Origin of the sequence: Adlercreutzia sp. ZJ176, from assembly GCF_011038975.1 — a bacterium.
Taxonomy (GTDB): domain Bacteria; phylum Actinomycetota; class Coriobacteriia; order Coriobacteriales; family Eggerthellaceae; genus CAAEEV01.
Genome location: NZ_JAAKEC010000019.1, coordinates 25,905 through 42,886, shown reverse-complemented (window position 1 = coordinate 42,886; position 16,982 = coordinate 25,905). Strand labels below are relative to the sequence as shown.

General features: G+C 64.2%; 15 protein-coding genes. All 15 read left to right on the top strand.

Annotated elements, in window-relative coordinates; translation table 11 throughout:
* Nucleotides 1-53: 53 nt before the first annotated feature.
* The 15 genes from G7Y50_RS10285 to G7Y50_RS10215 all read left to right on the top strand — a co-directional run bounded on the left by G7Y50_RS10285 (nt 54) and on the right by G7Y50_RS10215 (nt 16,839).
* Entirely contained in the window at nt 54-1,058 is a 1,005-nt protein-coding gene (locus G7Y50_RS10285; RefSeq protein ID WP_165056575.1) for a hypothetical protein, read from the top strand.
* On the top strand, nt 1,055-1,669 hold the full coding sequence (lepB, locus tag G7Y50_RS10280) for a signal peptidase I (RefSeq protein WP_206214834.1): 615 nt from the start codon (nt 1,055-1,057) through the stop codon (nt 1,667-1,669). The genes G7Y50_RS10285 and lepB overlap by 4 nt, the downstream gene beginning before the upstream one ends.
* A 327-nt stretch (nt 1,670-1,996) precedes the next feature.
* On the top strand, nt 1,997-3,574 hold the full coding sequence (locus G7Y50_RS10275) for a SpaH/EbpB family LPXTG-anchored major pilin (RefSeq protein WP_165056576.1): 1,578 nt from the start codon (nt 1,997-1,999) through the stop codon (nt 3,572-3,574).
* 193 nt (nt 3,575-3,767) lie between these two features.
* Complete coding sequence (locus G7Y50_RS10270; protein ID WP_206214833.1) at nt 3,768-5,105, top strand: class C sortase; 1,338 nt, start codon at nt 3,768-3,770, stop codon at nt 5,103-5,105.
* Nucleotides 5,095-6,276, top strand: coding sequence for a DUF5979 domain-containing protein (locus G7Y50_RS10265; RefSeq protein WP_165056577.1), 1,182 nt, complete (start codon nt 5,095-5,097; stop codon nt 6,274-6,276). Before G7Y50_RS10270 ends, G7Y50_RS10265 begins: the two co-directional genes overlap by 11 nt.
* An 18-nt stretch (nt 6,277-6,294) precedes the next feature.
* Nucleotides 6,295-6,909 carry a hypothetical protein gene (locus tag G7Y50_RS10260; protein WP_165056578.1) on the top strand — a complete coding sequence of 205 codons (615 nt, stop codon included), beginning with the start codon at nt 6,295-6,297 and terminating at the stop codon, nt 6,907-6,909.
* On the top strand, nt 6,909-7,742 hold the full coding sequence (locus G7Y50_RS10255) for a hypothetical protein (RefSeq protein WP_165056579.1): 834 nt from the start codon (nt 6,909-6,911) through the stop codon (nt 7,740-7,742). Before G7Y50_RS10260 ends, G7Y50_RS10255 begins: the two co-directional genes overlap by 1 nt.
* A 13-nt stretch (nt 7,743-7,755) precedes the next feature.
* Nucleotides 7,756-8,649: an LPXTG cell wall anchor domain-containing protein gene (locus G7Y50_RS10250; RefSeq protein WP_165056580.1), complete on the top strand. Its 894-nt coding sequence runs from the start codon at nt 7,756-7,758 to the stop codon at nt 8,647-8,649.
* 55 nt (nt 8,650-8,704) lie between these two features.
* Nucleotides 8,705-9,661 (top strand): MucBP domain-containing protein, encoded by a 957-nt coding sequence (locus G7Y50_RS10245; protein ID WP_165057056.1) that lies wholly within the window; start codon nt 8,705-8,707, stop codon nt 9,659-9,661.
* 22 nt (nt 9,662-9,683) lie between these two features.
* Complete coding sequence (locus tag G7Y50_RS10240; RefSeq protein WP_165056790.1) at nt 9,684-10,208, top strand: signal peptidase I; 525 nt, start codon at nt 9,684-9,686, stop codon at nt 10,206-10,208.
* Nucleotides 10,209-10,700: 492 nt separating this feature from the next.
* The gene (locus tag G7Y50_RS10235) at nt 10,701-10,979 is read left to right on the top strand and encodes a helix-turn-helix domain-containing protein (protein WP_165056789.1); all 279 of its coding nucleotides are present in this window, start codon (nt 10,701-10,703) and stop codon (nt 10,977-10,979) included.
* An 821-nt stretch (nt 10,980-11,800) separates the two neighbouring features.
* Nucleotides 11,801-13,036 carry a phenylacetate--CoA ligase family protein gene (locus G7Y50_RS10230; protein ID WP_165056788.1) on the top strand — a complete coding sequence of 412 codons (1,236 nt, stop codon included), beginning with the start codon at nt 11,801-11,803 and terminating at the stop codon, nt 13,034-13,036.
* 1,322 nt (nt 13,037-14,358) lie between these two features.
* Nucleotides 14,359-14,532, top strand: a complete 174-nt coding sequence (locus G7Y50_RS10225) for a hypothetical protein (RefSeq protein WP_165057053.1) — start codon at nt 14,359-14,361, stop codon at nt 14,530-14,532.
* 126 nt (nt 14,533-14,658) lie between these two features.
* On the top strand, nt 14,659-16,209 hold the full coding sequence (locus tag G7Y50_RS10220) for a sodium:solute symporter (RefSeq protein ID WP_165056786.1): 1,551 nt from the start codon (nt 14,659-14,661) through the stop codon (nt 16,207-16,209).
* A gap of 237 nt (nt 16,210-16,446) precedes the next feature.
* Nucleotides 16,447-16,839 carry an Rrf2 family transcriptional regulator gene (locus tag G7Y50_RS10215; RefSeq protein ID WP_165056563.1) on the top strand — a complete coding sequence of 131 codons (393 nt, stop codon included), beginning with the start codon at nt 16,447-16,449 and terminating at the stop codon, nt 16,837-16,839.
* Nucleotides 16,840-16,982: the final 143 nt, after the last annotated feature.

Sequence of the window (16,982 nt, the reverse complement as noted above, 5' to 3'; positions counted from 1 at the left end):
CATGTCAACTTCGGTAAAAGCGCAGGAAACAGGGAACGGAGGTGAGAGTGCCCATGGGATTGTTCGACAGGAAGAGAAAGGCGACCGATGCGGTTGATGTGCGGGTGGCCGGGTCGCAAGAGCGTGATGGCCAGGCGTCCGATTCGCAGCTGGCTGATGCGCCGTCCGTAGCCGTTTTACCTGAACCTGAGGTGCGGCCGGAGGCTGACGCAGAGCCATCGACCACCCTCCCTGTGGTCGAGGCGTGGGCGAGTGATGCGCCGACGGCTGAGACGCAGGCGGGCGACGTACCGCCTGTGGACGCTCTCTCTGCACCCAAGATGCAGCCAACGGCCGAGTGGTCGGACGCTGATCGGCTGGTGCAACCAGCGGCTAAATGGTCGGACGGTGGCCAACCGGCGGATCTGGCAACCGAGCAAGCCATGACGGCTCCCTCCCTGGAGAACGTCATCGTCACGAAGTCGCGCGACCTGTCGCGTCTCAGCCGCGAGGACCTGCTGCAGCTGCTGCTGACGCAGAGCAAGGACGCCGAGCGCCTGCAGGACTACCTGCGCGACGTCGCGGACGAGTTCGAGCGCTGCACCAGCCTGAACGCGCGGCTGCGCGAGAAGCTCGACGCCAAGGACGAGCAAATCGAGCGCCTGAAAGGGCGCCTTGATGATAAGGACAAGCGTATCGCGCTGATGCAGGCGCGACTTGATGAACTGGAGGTGTCGAAGGAAGAAGAGCAGAGGCACGCGCGAATTATCACGAACGCGGCCAAGGGCGTGCGCAGCGCGCTCGAGGCGTTCAACGCCACGGCGGACTGGTATATCGCCAGCTTGCAAGAGGTGTGTGGGGATCTTGACGGCCAGCCTGCCCGTTCAGCAGCGACTACCTCTCCCGAAAGGGAGCGGGACGCAGCAACGTGGGCTGCGGCTGGTGGCAGCCAAGAAGCGGAAACGCTCGCGCAAGCGGCCGACGGGAGCCAGAACCAGGATGAGCCATCCCCCGTATCTCCCGCCCCGCCCGCCGGCGAAAGCCGGGCGGGCAACAGCTCGAAGGCGGCTGATGCGTGAGCGACGACGGACAGGCGGTGACCCCGGCTGAGATCACGTGCCAGGCGGTGTTCGTGAACACCGAATCGGTGAAAGCCGAGCTCGAGCGCGAGCGAAGCCGGCAGACCAAGCGCCGCATCACGACCAGCACAATCTTGGGTCTGGTGGTGGTTGCGGCGGTGGCGGTGCTCGCGGCGGTGCTGATGCTGCCCACGCTGGTGATCAGCGGCTCGTCCATGACCGACACGCTGGAAGACGGCGACGTGGTGATGACGCTGGGCGTGAGCGACCTGCAGCAGGGCGACGTGGTGGCGTTCTACCACAACAACAACGTGCTGGTGAAGCGCGTGATCGCGGGCCCGGGCGACTGGGTGGACATTGACAAGGACGGCAACGTGTCGGTGAACGGGGAGGAGCTGGACGAGTCCTACGTAACCGACAAGGCGCTCGGGACGTGCGACATCAGACTGCCGTTCCAGGTGCCCGACGGCAAACACTTCGTGATGGGCGACCATCGCCAAACGAGCGTGGATAGCCGCAGCAGCCAGATCGGGTGCGTGTCGCCCGACGACATGGTCGGCAAGCTGGCACTTCGCGTCTGGCCGCTCAACCGGTTCGGGCCAGTGAATTAGGCGAAAGCTAGGCGGGCGAAGGCTCGGGCGGGCGCAAGTCCAGGCGGGCGAAAGACTGCGCGGGCATGAGTCGCGAAGGCTCGGCTGGTGCGATCTACGCGATCCGTGTGAACCGCTAGGGCCGTGGCAAGCACCCGCGCGATGTGCGCAGAAAGAGAAATTGACCAGGCGAAAGCCTTGGTGAGAAATAGATGCAGTATGAGAAATGAACAGGAGAGGAGGAACTATAGAGAGCGTGAGAAAGGGGGCACCTCCCTAAGGTGAGGAAAGCCGCGCAAGCGGCAAGGAAGGGCGCCTCGGCGCCAAACTACGATTGAAGGGAAAGAGATGAAATCCGCATTAAGAAAACTAACGAGCGTAGCAGTGGCTGTGCTCATGGCAGCGCTGCTGGTCCCTGCCGCCGCCTTTGGCGCTGGCGAAACATCACAGCCTACGCCTACTACCGAAACGGGCACCATTACCATCGACAATCCGCAAAAGGACCAGACCTATACGGCCTATAAGATTTTCGATGTAACGTATAGCACAGACAAGAGCGCATATGCCTACACGATTGTGGGCAACAATACTGATACCACCAAGAATTCTGCTTGGTTTAACGATGTGCTGGGGTACATGTATTGTACGGTCAATACAGATGGTACATTTACAGAGGGCACACCACAAGCAGGCGCCAATGGTGTATACACCGCTAATGGCATTACGCTGACGCCTTCAGCCAGTGATCCATCCACCTATGTGGTGACGATCACGGAAAACAATTTTTCTGCTCCGAGTTTTGCCAAATATCTAAATACAAAGAAGACCGGCAAGACCGGTGACAGCCTGACAGTCGCTGGCGGTGAGGCCACTGTTTCCGGCCTGGATCTGGGTTATTACTTTGTTTCCAGCACCAGCGGTGCGCTGTGCAACCTGACAACCACCAATCCCACTGTTACCATTCACGACAAGAATGATATGACTTTCGACAAGGTTGATGACAAGAGCTCCGTCGAGATCGGTGAGGTTGTTAATTATACGATCACAGGCAAGGTGCCTGACACGACTGAGTTTGCTACGTACACGTATCGTATCACTGACAAGATGTCCACTGGTCTGACCTTTAACAACAATGTCAAGGTTTATATCGATGATGTAGAGCTTACGGATGCGGCCAAATACGAGCTCAAGACTGGCACAGATGCGGGCGATTACGACTTTATTCTTGACATCTTCGTTAAGGAACTCACTGTTGGAGCCAAGATCGAAGTGAAGTATACCGCAACGGTAAATGAGAGCGCCGTTGCCACGATCGAGAAAAACCATGCGACGCTGGAGTACAGCAACGATCCTACTAACAGCACTAAGACCACGACTCGGACTGACGAGGAGACTGTCTATAGCGCCAAGATCGTTATTGACAAGTATGCAGCTAATCCCACTGACGAAACTGATAAAACCGCAAAGCTTTCTGGTGCCAAGTTTGTTCTGTACAAGGAAGTCGATGGCGCTAAGCAGTATTACAAGTACACTGCTGCCACCGATACCGAGAAAGCAAAAGTTGAGTGGGTAGACGATCAGGCGCATGCAACTGAGGTAACCACTAACGACAAGGGTGCTGAGGATTTTAACGGTCTGAAAGATGGCACTTACAAGCTGCTTGAGACGGCTGCTCCTGCTGGATACAACTTGCTGAAGGATCCTGTTACGATTACTATCGCGGCAGGTACGCAAACGGGCGATACTGTTACGATTAACCAAAATAAGCTAACCGAAACCGCGCAAGTTGCTAATAACACCGGCTCTACGCTTCCCTCCACTGGTGGTATCGGCACTACGATCTTCTATGTGGGTGGCGGTCTTCTGATTGTGGGCGCTCTGGCTGCCTTCATCATCAAGCGTCGTTCTGCCAAGCATACGGCGTAGCACCTCCCTCTTTTGCGGTTCTTCCGCAAGCTACGGACGGGAGCGGCATATCCGCTCCCGTCTTGCCGCGCCGGTTGATGCCTTCGCGTTGGCGCGCGGCGAGCAACGGGTTTTTCTTCCTGGCCAAATCAACCAACCTGACATAACGCATACTGACCACCCCTCGTTTTCGCAAGGAGCAGCTTTCGTTACGGTGTTCAAGCGCAAGAACATACCGTCTCGCAGCAAAGACGCGCCGACATCCGCTTCTGCGCCTGATGCGCAGGGCACGTCGACGTCTGTCTCGGTTTCCGGCCTCGACAACAAAGGCGCATCTGCGCTTGGCGACGCTTCGGTTCCCGAAGCCAAGGTGCCCGCTTCACCTGCTCCCGACAATGCGGTTTCTGTTGTGCCCTCATCCGACGAGGCAGCTTCGGGCGCGTCTGCTGATGATGGCGCGGCTTCTGACGCATCTGCTTCCGCCCCTGCCGACAAGCCTCCCAAGAAGAAGCGGCGCGTGTCGTCTTCGAGCGTCATCATTGCGCTCATGCTCATCGCGGGCATCGGCATCTTCTGCTATCCGGCGGTGAGCGACTGGTGGAACTCGATGCACGCCACGCGCGCCATTGCCTCTTATCAGGAAGCTGTGGCCGGCATGACCGAAGAAGAGAAGGTAGCGCTCTTCTCCCAGGCGCGGGACTACAACGCGCACCTCGACACGCTGGGCGACCGTTTCAACGGGGCCCCCAGCATCAACGACGAGTACGAGCAGGCGCTCAACGTAACGGGCAACGGAATTCTCGGGTACGTCACCATCGACAAGATCGACGTTCACCTGCCCATCTACCACGGCACTGACGAGGGCACGCTGCAGATTGCGGCGGGTCACTTGGAGGGCTCGCACCTCCCGACGGGGGATGTGGGCACGCACCCGGTGGTGTCTGCGCACCGCGGGCTTCCCTCGGCGATTCTTTTTACCTACTTGGATGAGATCCACGAAGGCGACTACTTCACCATTACCGTTTTGGACACCGAGCTGGCCTATCAGGTTGACCAGGTGCTCATTGTGGAGCCTGCGCAGATCGACGCGCTCATGGCCGAGGATGGCGTCGAGTACGCTACCTTGCAGACCTGCACGCCCTACGGCGTGAACTCGCATCGGCTGCTGGTGCGCGGGCACCGGGTGGACGGCATTCCCGATGACCTGGCCGGCGAAAGCGACGCGCGTCGCGTGCCCATCCACATCATGGCGCCCGCCGTGGCCGTGCCGATCCTGCTTCTGGCGCTCATGGGCCTCCTGGTGGCAAGCCGGCGCAAGCCTGCGCGCCTGACCGAGGAGGACCAGCGCGCGGTGTCGATCGCGCCCGACGGGTTGACGACGACTGGTGGGACGCGCGCGTCTGAGACGGCCGACAAGCCATCCACGCCGGATGAGCCCGTTGAAAAACTCAACGCTGACGACCCTGGCGTTGCCGACGCCAACTCCAACCCAGACGATAGCAACCCCGCTGTTGATAACCCCGACGCAAGGAGGGAAGACCATGAAAGGTAACGCTTCTGCCGCCACGTGGAAGGGCAGGTGGCTTGCCTGCCTGGCGGCTGCGGTCGCATCCGCGCTGTGCCTGTTGGCTGCATCAGGCCTGGCCTCGGCGGCTCAGCCCAGCCTGGACCTGAGCAAGCCGAGCAGCCTCAAGGTGACGGCCGCCCTGGAGGACGCTGCGTCCTTCACCGGCCCCGACGCCGGCATCCAGGTGGACGCCTACCTGGTGGCGCGCGCCGAGCAGGTGCCGGGCTACGACACCTACGCCTACGCGCCGGTTGAGGGCGGGCCTTTCGCAAACCTCGACGTGGCGGCGCTGAACAAGGCCATGGAGTCGGGGGACGGCGCGACGGCCACGCAGGCTTCGCAGCAGTTCGCGCAAGCGGCTCTGTCCGCTGCGCTCGCTGACCTGCGCTCGCCCGAGCCCACGCTCGCGAACGCGCCCCATGCCAGCATGCACGCAGCAGGCGGTGTGGACGCACCGTGCGAGGCCGACTTCGATCGGCTTCCCAGCGGCTTGTACCTGCTGGTGGCGCACGGGGCCGACCTTTCCGCAGATGACTATGCCACCACGCTGGCGGATGGCAAGACGGCCACGGTGGCGTACTCGGCGCTGAAGGAATGCGCCTTCGAACCCGTGTTGGTGTCGCTGCCCACGCGCGAGGCGGCCGCAGGGCAGGTGCTCACCACCGCCAGCGGAGCCGACTGGCGCTACAGCGTCCACACGATGCTCAAGCCGCAGGTCAGCCCGCGTATGGGTTCGCTTGAGATCATAAAGACGCTCGACCGCTTCGAAACCGATGGCACCGGCGTTGACAGCGCGGCCACGTTCGTGTTCAGCGTGCAGGCCGTCGACGTTGACGGCGAGAAGGTCTACGACGACGTGGTCTCGATCGTGTTCGACCAGCCGGGCCGCCAGAGCGTCCTGATCGAGAACAAGATACCGGCAGGCGCCACCGTGACGGTGCGCGAGGTGTACTCGGGCGCGTCCTACCAGGTGGCGGGCGCCTCCGAGGGAACGGCGGTCATCGCGGCCGACCAGGTGGCGCAGGTGAGCTTCGCCAACACCGACGACACCACCAAGGTGCACGGCGGGTCGGTGACCAACAGCTTTGCATACGGCAAAGGCGGCTGGGAGCTTACCCCCGCCTACAGCCATGGCGCCGCGGCGTCTGAGGACTAGCGGGAAGGGGGAGTTGCAATGGCGTTATCGTGCGAGAGAACGTGCGCGCAGGCCGGCGGGAAGGCGCGCTTTGCCGGGGTGGCTGCGCTGTTCGCCGTGGCCGTCGTATGCATCGCGGTTGCGGGAGTAGGCGCGGCGAGCGCGTACTTCACCACGTACTGCCAGGCGAAGGGCGGGTACACGCTCGAGCTGGGCGACACCACCACGGTGGAGGAGAACTTCGCGAACTGGACGAAGTCGGTCACCATACAGAGCGACGCCGCGTCCGACGAGGCGGTCTACGTGCGCGTGAGGGCCTACGGCCCCAGCGAGTACCCCATCACGTACAGCGAGCCCGGCGGCGCCGCCAACTGGAGCCTCGCCGCTGACGGGTATTACTACTACCGCGGAACCCTTGATCCCGGCGCCACCACGCCAGTGCTTGACCTGCGGATAAACGACGTGCCGGTGTCGGGTGCGGACGCTGCGCCCGCCCCGCAGCCGGGGGATGCGTTCAACGTGGTGGTGATCTACGAGACCACGCCCGTGCAGTATCAGCCCGACGGCGCGACGGTGGAGCCCGAGGCCGCCGACTGGTCCGTGAAGCTTGAGACCGGGAACGCGGGCGACGCATCCGAGGGAGGTGAGCGCTGATGGAGCGCTTGAAGGACGTCCTCGCCAAGCAGAAGGTGACTCTGGCGCTGTTCGTGGCGGCGGTGCTGCTGCTCGGCATATCGGGGGTGGGCTCAGCGCAGGCGGCGCTCACCTACTTCTCCGAGGACTACATGACCCACGTCGAGATGAAGAACATCGGCGTCTCGCTGCTGGAGAACGACGCGCCCGTGGCATGGCGCGACTACCTCTCCGAGAACAACTGGGATGAGACCAACACGAAGCTGCCCGACGAGGTGCCGTTCACCGAGCCCGGCGCGGCGGGCGACTACCTGTACCGCGGTGCCGAGGGCCGGCTGCTCGAGCACATGATCGCGCCCGGCGACCGCCTTGCGCCCGGCGTTGCCTACGACGAGCGCCTGACGGTGCAGAACACGGGCTCGATCAGCCAGTTCGTGCGCGTGACCGTGACGAGGTACTGGGTGGACGCCCACGGTGCCAAGCGTCCGGACGTCTCCCCCAGCCTGATCGACCTGAACCTGGTGAACATCGGCGACGCGTGGCTGGTGGACGAGGGCTCGGCCACCGCCGAGCGCACGGTGCTGTACTACGCGCACCTGCTTGATCCCGGTGAGGTGGCGCCGCTGTTCGCCGACTCGCTGACCATCAACAAGGCGGTGAGCAGCCGCGTGACCCAGACTGAGAGCGCGACGGGCGAGGGCACCGTCATCACCACCACGTACGACTACGACGGCCTGACCTTCTGCGTGGAGGCCTGCGTGGAGGCGGTGCAGGACCACAACGCCCAGGACGCCGCGAAGAGCGCCTGGGGCGCGGACGTGGTCGTGTCGGGCGACCGGCTGAGCCTGGGCTAAGGAGGCTTTGACTATGGGAATGAGGAGAGAGAAGGGCGCCTGCGGTGCCGCGCGCGCCGCAGCGGGCGCCCGCGCGGGAATGTTCTTCCTGGCGGCGGCGCTCGCCCTGTGCGCTGCGTGCGTGACGGCCGCCCTGCCGACGGGCGCGGCATTTGCCGTCGAGTACAACGGGCGCACCGACTGGAGCGTGACCTTCACGCCCGACGAGAAGATGGTCCACGCGCCCGAGAACATGAACTTCGCCGACGCGGTGTCCGACATGCAGCCGGGCGACGTCAACACCGTGGCCGTGACCATCAAGAACGACCACGCGGCCACCACCGACTGGTACCTCGCCAACGAGGTCATCAGGTCGCTGGAGGCGTCCGTGTCGGTGGCGCACGGCGGCGGCTACGGCTACGTGCTCACGTATAAGGGACCGTCCGGCCAGGAGAAGGCCTTGTTCGGCAGCGACCAGGTGGGCGGCGAGTCCGTGGGCAGCTCGGGCGAGGGCCTGCATGAGGCCACCAGCTCGCTCGAGGGCTTCCTGATGCTCGACACGCTGAAGTCGGGCGAGCAGGGCCTGGTCACGCTGCAGGTCTCCCTTGACGGCGAGACGAACAACAACGCCTACCAGGACACGCTGGCCGACATCAAGATGAGGTTCGCGGTGGAGCTGGCGGCGACGCCCGGCCAGCCGGGGACGTCGGGGACGCCTGGCTCGCCGTCGGTGTCGCCCGGCTCGTCGGGGTCGGGCGGTCCTTCGGGCTCGATGCTCCCGCAGACGGGCGATCGTACGAACACGATCTTGCTTCTGACCCTCGCGGGCGCAAGCGGCGTGGTGCTGCTCGTGCTGGCGCTGTTCGGGCGACGTTGGAGGCGCGAGCAGGAGACGGCGGGAAAGGAAGGCGAGCATGCGAGGCGTTAACGGAACAGTCGCGGCTTCGTGTCGTTCGCGCGGAGGCGCCTTGGCGGGAGCCTGGATGACCGTACTGGCTGCGGCGGGCGCCCTTTTCGCGGCGCTGGCCCTGTGCGGGGCGCTGTGCCCCGGTGCCGCCCATGCCGCCGACGCTGTCGATGCCGCCAATGGCAAGGCGGGTTACACGTACACAGTGCGCGTGTTCGCCGGCAACCAGGGGACGGTCGACGGCGGGGAGTGCAAGGTGTACGAGGGCATCCCCGCGGGGTCGCGGTGGAGCTTCCACCCTGAGATGGTGCGCGTCGCCGACAACAGCAAGTACTACGTGAAGGGGATCAAGCTCGCTGGGCGCGACAACGACACGGCGCTCGCCGTGGCGAACACGTCGTCCTTCATCGTTGACGAGGACGTCGACCTGGTGGTCGCCTACGGCATGAGGGGCTCGGTCACGTACTACACGGTGACCTACGTTGACGAGAGCGGGCGCGAGCTGGCTCCCGCGCAGCGCTACGAGGGCAACGTGGGCGACCGCCCGGTGGTGGCGTACCGCTACATCGAGGGCTATCGGCCCCAGGCGTACAACCTGAGCGGCACTCTTTCGGAAGACGAGTCGCGCAACGCGTTCCAGTTCGTGTACACGCCCGTGGCTGCGGGCGAGGGCGCGGGCGGCGCTGCTGGTGCGGCTGGGGCCGCGAGCGCGGCCGGGGCCGCGGGCGCGACGGACGCCGGGGCTGGCGCCGCCGGCCAGGACGGCGCCGTCGAGCAGAACCCGGCTCCCACTGCCGACATCCCCTCGGATGGCGTGCCCCTGTCCGACGCTCCTGAGGAGATCGCCTCCATCGACGACAACGCCGTCCCGCTTGCTGTGAACGCTTCCGACGGGAAGTCGCAGGTGCTGTGGGGGCTTGCCTCGCCGGTGGGCATAGCGGTTGCCTGCCTGGTGCTCGCGGTCGTCGGCGTCGTCGCGTGGCGTTTCTTCGTCATGCACAAGCGCTCGCGCGGCGCCAATCGCAAGGGATAGCGCACGACCTGCGGAGACGAAGGTGGGTAACAGGAGATCTGCAGCGTCGAAGGCACGCAGCCGCCGCATCGCGGCCGCTGCGTGCAACTGCGCGGGCATCCTCATACTGATAAGCGTGATAGCGCTGCTGCTGCCCGCTGTCTTGCCGCGCACGGCCGGCGTCCAGGTCATGCGCATCGAGTCGGGCTCCATGGAGCCGACCATCCCAGTGGGCAGCGCCGTGTTCGTGGCGGTGGGCGACCCCGCCGACGTGGCCGCGGGCGACGTGATCGCCTTCGCGCACGAAGACAGCACGGTGGTGCACCGCGTGACCTCCAACAACGTGGTGGAGGGCGCGCTCGAGACCAAGGGCGACGCCAACGCCGACGTGGACCTCGAGCGCGTGCCGTACGCCAACTTCCAAGGGAGCATGGTGCTTTCCGTTCCCGCCCTCGGCGACATCCTGGCCGTGCTCACCACGACCGTGGGCAAGGCGTACCTGCTCGCCTTCGCCGTGTGCGGCGTTCTGTTCAACGTGCTGGCCGCCCGCCTGCGGGCGCAGGCCTGAGATCGGGCGGAGGCTGCGCGGCATGGCTTTTCGGGGTGTCAACAGCATAGGGATGAATCTCTCCCGCGGTTCGCTGCCGGGCGGCGCAGTGACGAGCGCGCATAGGGGAGGGGTGGCAATAGTCGCAGGATGCACAAAAAATCAAGCGAAATCTCTACTTATCGTAGAAGACACATCACCTAAAAAAGTGTTCAATCACCTATGGTTGCTTGCGGTAATACACCCGAGGTTTGACCTCGAAACGAGTTGTTAGAGCTAGACAGAGAGGATGGAAGTAGGGAGATGAAACCGATGGAAAGCCGGAGAAAAATTGCGGGGGGGGGGGCTTCAAAATGAAAAACGAGGGGCCTTGTGCTCGCATGTGCAACCGCCTCTTCCTCGTCCCCGCATCCCAGGCGATCGCTGTTGACAACAAGGGGATAGACTCCTTCGCGTTGACCTGCGGGACGAGCTCCCTTGGCGTTCGTCGTCGGCGGAGGGGGTTGCGGTAGCATGACCCCGAGAACGAACGAGGGAAGCTGCGTCAAGCGCCTGACGTACTCCCAGCAGCGAATCCTTGGCCGCATCGTCGAGCTGTCGGTGTTTGACGGCGTGGCGCGCTGCACCAAGAACGACATCGCCCACGCGGTCGGCTGCAGCGAGAAGACCGTCGACCGCGCCATCGCGCGTTTCCGCAAGGAGGGCCTCGTGGAGGTCATCGCCTGCCACGACGAGAACGGCGCCCAAGTGGGCAACGTCTACCGTATCGTGCAACACCTGGGCGGGCAGTAAAGCGCAAAGTGGGGCGGGGCGCCCTCCACGCTCCGCCCCCGCCAGCCCCGCGGGCGCTGCGGTGCAGACGGTCATGCGCTTGTCGCGAGAAAGTGCAAAGCGCTGACGCGCTTACTTTTAACGCCACGATGTTTGGGCGCTCCCGCACACCATGACGCGGACACGCGCTTGCACTCACTCTTCGCGCCCTCCCGGGTGTCTGGTTGCCTTTCCCCCGTGTCATCCTGAGCGGAGCGCCCGCATCAGGTACTCACCCCGTGTCGTCCTGGGCAGCATGTTGCTCTTGTGTGTCATCCTGAGCGGAGCGCCCGCAGGGCGCGGAGTCGAAGGATCCGGCCGCAAGCGGATGGAGCATGCGGGCGCGCCATGCCCGGGGCCAGATCCTTCGACTCGCTTCGCTCGCTCAGGATGACACAGGGCCTACGCGTTCTCAAGGAAGTGCTTCCGTGGTAAGATTCAGCTGCAGGCGGAACACGCCCAGACTTCGACGTCGGGAAACGGTTCCGCAATTTCTTGCCGAAAAAGCACTTGCGACCGGTTGCGCCGCGAGTGCTTTAGCGTACAATAGCGAACATGCTTCTGATGGACGACATCTCTTCTCTGCTCGCCGCGCGCAACGCGTTGGCTGGGCGATGGCTTTAGCTTCAAGCCCGCGGGCTGCGCTTAGGCGCGGCGTGCGCCGGGTTTGAAGCGCCGCGCATTTTTCCGGTCGGCTTCGCATCTGCTCATTCAGCGCACGTCTCGCGTTGCCGCCGCGTTCCGTTCGTCAAGCCGCCGTCGCGCGCCTGCGCGCGCTGCGGCCTCCACAGAAAGAGACCATCATGGAAATGACCTCCGCACAGCTCGACATGCTGAAGAAGCAGCTCGCCAACTTGAAGGAGCGCAGCCCCTTCTACGCCAAGAAGTTCGAAGGCGTCGACATGGGCGACATCAAGACCCAGGCCGACTTCGAGAAGCTGCCCTTCTCCGAGAAGGACGACCTGCGCGCCGCCTACCCGCTGGGGCTGCAGGCCGTGCCGGACGAGAAGGTGGTGCGCATCCACAGCTCCTCGGGCACCACGGGCACGCCGGTCATCATTCCCTACACCCAGAAGGACGTCGACGACTGGGCCATCCAGTTCGCGCGCTGCTACGAGATGGCGGGCGTCACCAACACCGACCGCATCCAGATCACGCCGGGCTACGGCCTGTGGACGGCGGGCATCGGCTTCCAGCTCGGCGCCGAGCGCCTCGGCGCCATGGCCATCCCCATGGGCCCCGGCAACACCGACAAGCAGCTCAAGATGATGGAGGATTTGGGCTCCACGGTCATCGGCGCTACCAGCTCGTACGCGCTGCTTCTGGCCGAGGAGATCCAGAAGCGCGGCATCCGCAGCCGCTTGAAGCTGCGCAAGGGCGTCATCGGCTCCGAGCGCTGGGGCGAGAAGATGCGCAGCCGCATTCAGAACGAGCTCGGCATCGAGATCTACGATATCTACGGTCTCACCGAGATCTACGGCCCCGGCATCGGCATCAGCTGCGACGAGCACTCGGGCATGCACATCTGGGACGACTACGTCTACATCGAGGTGGTCGACCCGAACACGGGCGAGGTCCTGCCCGACGGCGAGGAGGGCGAGCTGGTGCTCACCACGCTGCAGAAGGAGGGCGCGCCGCTCATCCGCTACCGCACGCACGACCTGACGCACATCGTCCCAGGTGAGTGCGCCTGCGGCAGCCGCCACCCGCGCATCGCCACGCTGACGGGCCGCACCGACGACATGTTCAAGGTCAAGGGCTGTAACATGTTCCCCGCCCAGGTGGAGGAGGTCATCCAGATCACCAACGGCACCAGCTCCGAGTACCAGGTGATGATCGAGAACATCTCGGGCAAGGACGTGCTCACGGTCCTGTTCGAGACGCCGCTCGAGGGCGAGGACAAGGCCCGCTGCGAAGAGGAGCTCGCCATGATCTTCAAGGCGAAGCTCGGCTGCACCCCCGATGCGAAGGGGGTCCCCATGGGCGAGCTCCCGCGCTCGGAAAAGAAGACCAAGCGAATCTTCGACTCCCGGTACTAAGGCGAGAAAGCCGACGAGAAGGACGGCGAACGCAAGGAGAGCGACGAACAGGAGGGCGCACCCCAGCCCGGCGTGCCCTCCTGCGTCTTTCCAGGCAAGTGCCCTCCTCATATCATGGGTGGCAGTCTTTCTTCATGTCCTGAGTGAGCAGCCTTCCCCGTGTCATCCTGGACGAGCGTCCTCTCCTCGCGTCACCGAGTGAGCGTCCCTCTCCGTGTCATCCTGAGCGAGCGAAGCGAGTCGAAGGATCTGGCCCCGGGCACGGCGCGCCCGCATGTGCAACCCGCCCGCGCAACCCGCCTGCGCAACCCGCCTGCGGCCAGATCCTTTGACTCCGCGCCTTGCGGGCGCTCAGGATGACACGGGAGGATGGCGCAGGTATGCGCTCGGTGACATGGGGGAGATACCTGACGCGGGTACTCTGCTTGGGACGAAGCGGGGGATACAAGGCTCTTGCGAGCGCAAGCGCGCGCGTCCGCACGGTCGCGCACATCACGCGACGCCGAGGCCGGAGCCAGAGCATCGTGCAAATTTGACAGGGCATTTTGGCAGAAATCTTCAGATATTTGTCTCTCCGAGGCCGAAACATCACCAACCAGGAGGCCCGCGCCTCGCGACTCTCAGCGTATCCGCAGGTCAGGAATTCTCGCCCGCGGGCTGACCCCCATAATCCAATGATAAGACGACCAATATCTGAAGATTTCTGCCAAAACAGCTCGAAAAATCTGCACGCCCCTCGGCGTGAAGACCCCAGGAACCCTGCAGCGCCATCCCTTCCCATGCCATCCCTGGGCGAGCAGCCCCTCGTGTCATCCTGAGCGAGCGAAGCGGGTCGAAGGATCCGGCCCCGGGCACGGCGCGCCCGCACGCGCCATCCACTCGCGACCAGATCCTTCGACTCCGCGCCCTGCGGGCGCTCCGCTCAGGATGACACACAAGAACAACCCACTGCCCGGGATGGCACGAGGAGGGCGCCTGACGCAGGTGCTCTGCCCGGAATGACGCGAGAAAGCGACCTACTGCTCTGGCGGCATAGGGGGGACAAAGCTGCCCGGGATGGCACGGGATGGATACCTGACGCGGGCGCTCTGCCTGGGACGAAGCGGGGATGCAAAACTCTTGCGAGCTCAAGCGCGCGTGCCCGCGTCATAATGCGCGGGAGCGCCCAAGCCCCATGGCGCCAAAAGCAAGCGCGTCAGCGCTTTGCACTCTCTCGCGGGCTCGGAGCCGTCCTCACTACGATGCCGCATGCGCATCCTCTCGCACCCGCACTCCTCGAAAAAAACTCCCGCAGGGCGCTTTAATGTGGTAAAGTGGTTCACATGTTTTTCCTGGGAGGACATATCGGCATTGCGAGCATCGACGGGTGCGCCATCATGACGCAGCACTTCGCGCAGAAGTGTACCGGCGAGGCTGAGCAGGCCATCATGAGCGAGCACTTCGCCCAGAAGTCGTCCTGCGCCCAGATCTCACAGCGATATTATCGATATTGGTAGCACACGGGTTTCGCCCCGGTGCTATTTTTTTGCACTCGTTTCGGGGCGGAGGTCGTGTGCGCCTTCCCGAGAAAAACCTGTTCGACTATGCGCCGCCTGGCGGCGCGCACAAGAAGAAGGAAAGCAATGGCAGTCAAGATTCTCCTGGTCCTCGTGTTCATCGCGATCGCGGTGGGCGTGGGCCTGTATTGCCGCAAGACCACCTCGACGGTGGACGGATTCGTGCTCGGCGGGCGCAACGTCGGCCCGTGGATGAGCGCGTTCGCGTACGGCACCAGCTACTTCTCGGCCGTCGTGTTCGTCGGCTACGCGGGGCAGTTCGGCTTCAAGTACGGCCTGGCGGCCACGTGGGCGGGCATCGGCAACGCGATCCTCGGCTCGCTTCTGGCGTGGTGGGTGCTCGGCCCCCGCACGCGCGAGATGACGCACCGCCTTGGCGCGCAGACCATGCCGGAGTTCTTCGGCAAGCGCTACCAGTCGAAGGCCTTGCGCATCGCGGCCGCGGCCATCATCTTCGTCTTCCTCATCCCCTACACCGCGAGCGTGTACAACGGCCTGTCGCGTTTGTTCGGCATGGCGTTCAACCTGCCCTATGACGTGTGCGTAATCGGCATGGCCATCGTGACCTGCGTGTACGTGGTAGTCGGCGGCTACATGGCCACGGTCATGAACGACTTCATCCAGGGCATCGTCATGCTCCTGGGCATCACGGCGGTCATCACGGCGGTCATCATGAGCAACGGCGGCTTCTCCGAGGCGGTCATCTCGCTCTCGCAGATCGAGGCGCCGGGGACCGACATGCAGGGCGCGTTCATCAGCTTCTTTGGGCCTGACCTGTTCAACCTCATCGGCGTGGTCATCCTGACCTCGCTCGGCACGTGGGGCCTGCCGCAGATGGTGCAGAAGTTCTACGCCATCAAGAGCGGCCCGGCGGTGAAGCAGGGCGCCATCATCTCCACGTTGTTCGCGTTCGTGGTGGCCGGCGGCTCGTACTTCCTCGGTGGCTTCGGGCGCCTGTACGCCGACCAGATCGAGTACGCCGCCAACGGCACGCCCATCTACGACTCCATCATCCCCACCATGCTCTCCACGCTGCCTGACGTGCTGATCGGCCTGGTGATCGTGCTCGTGCTGTCGGCGTCCATGTCGACGCTGTCGTCGCTGGTGCTCACGTCGTCCTCGACGCTGACCATCGACCTCATCAAGGACAACGTGGTGAGGGACATGTCCGAGAAGAAGCAGCTCGTGTGCATGCGCGGCCTGCTCGTGGTGTTCATCGTGCTCTCGGCGGCCATCGCCCTTCTGCAGTACCACTCGAGCATCGTGTTCATCGCCCAGCTCATGGGCTACTCGTGGGGAGCGCTGGCCGGCTCGTTCCTCGGCCCCTTCCTGTGGGGCCTGTACTCTGGGCGCATCTCGAAGGCGTCGGTGTGGTGCTCGTTCGCCATCGGCGTGGGCCTCACGGCCGTCAACATGGGCATGGGCTTCGCGGGCGCGCCGCTCATCGCGAGCCCCATCAACTGCGGCGCGCTGTGCATGCTGCTGTCGCTGGCGGTGGTGCCGCTCGTGAGCCTGGTGACGCCGAGCGTCCCGTTCGACGTGAAGCCGCCGAGCGTGAAGGGCGCGACCGACCGCGAGTACGAGCGCGAGCTCGAGGCGGAGACGGCCGCGAGCTAACGCGAGGGAACGAGGGCGGTCGCGGGCGGCGCGGGCGGCGGGCGCGCGGGCGCGGGCGGTGGACGCGTACGGAGTGCGCCCCGCCCGCGCGCCGCGCCGTGCAGGCGCCCGCCCGCGCCTCGTTCGCGAACTGCGCTCGCGCCCTCGCTTACAACTTAGAAACACCTGCGGCGCGCAGCCGGCTGCGGGGCTCTTCTCGGGTACAGTCTTTCCAAACGCTTACGTTAGGAGGGTGCTGTGCAACTCAAAGCCTCGACAGACTACGGGCTGCGCGCCGTTCTGTACCTTGCCGCGCAGGGAGGGACCTGCTCGTCGCGCGACATCGCCCAGGGCATGTCCATTCCGCGCGACTATCTCATCCAGCTCGCGCAGCTTCTGCGCAACGCGGGGATCATCGAGGCGCGCCCGGGCAAGAACGGAGGCTACCGCCTGGCGAAGGACCCCTCCGAGATCACGCTTCTGCAGGTGATCGAGGCGCTCGACGAGGACGCGAAGGACTCCACACGTGAGCGGCGCGACCAGCGCGCGCACGCCGCAATCGCGCCCGACGTGCGCCGCGCCTACGAGCGCGTGCTCGAGAGCTACGTCGCCTACTTCGAAGGCATGACGCTCGACCAGCTGTTCGAATAAGTGCGCATCCAAAAACCCTTCTCCCCCTCTGCCTATAAATATGCTCAAGCATTCAGGCGCCAAGCGATGATTCCGAAGCGAAGCCCCTGAACAACGCGCTTGTGCATTTGCCCAAACGAGGCCCGTTGATTCGTTCGCGTGAA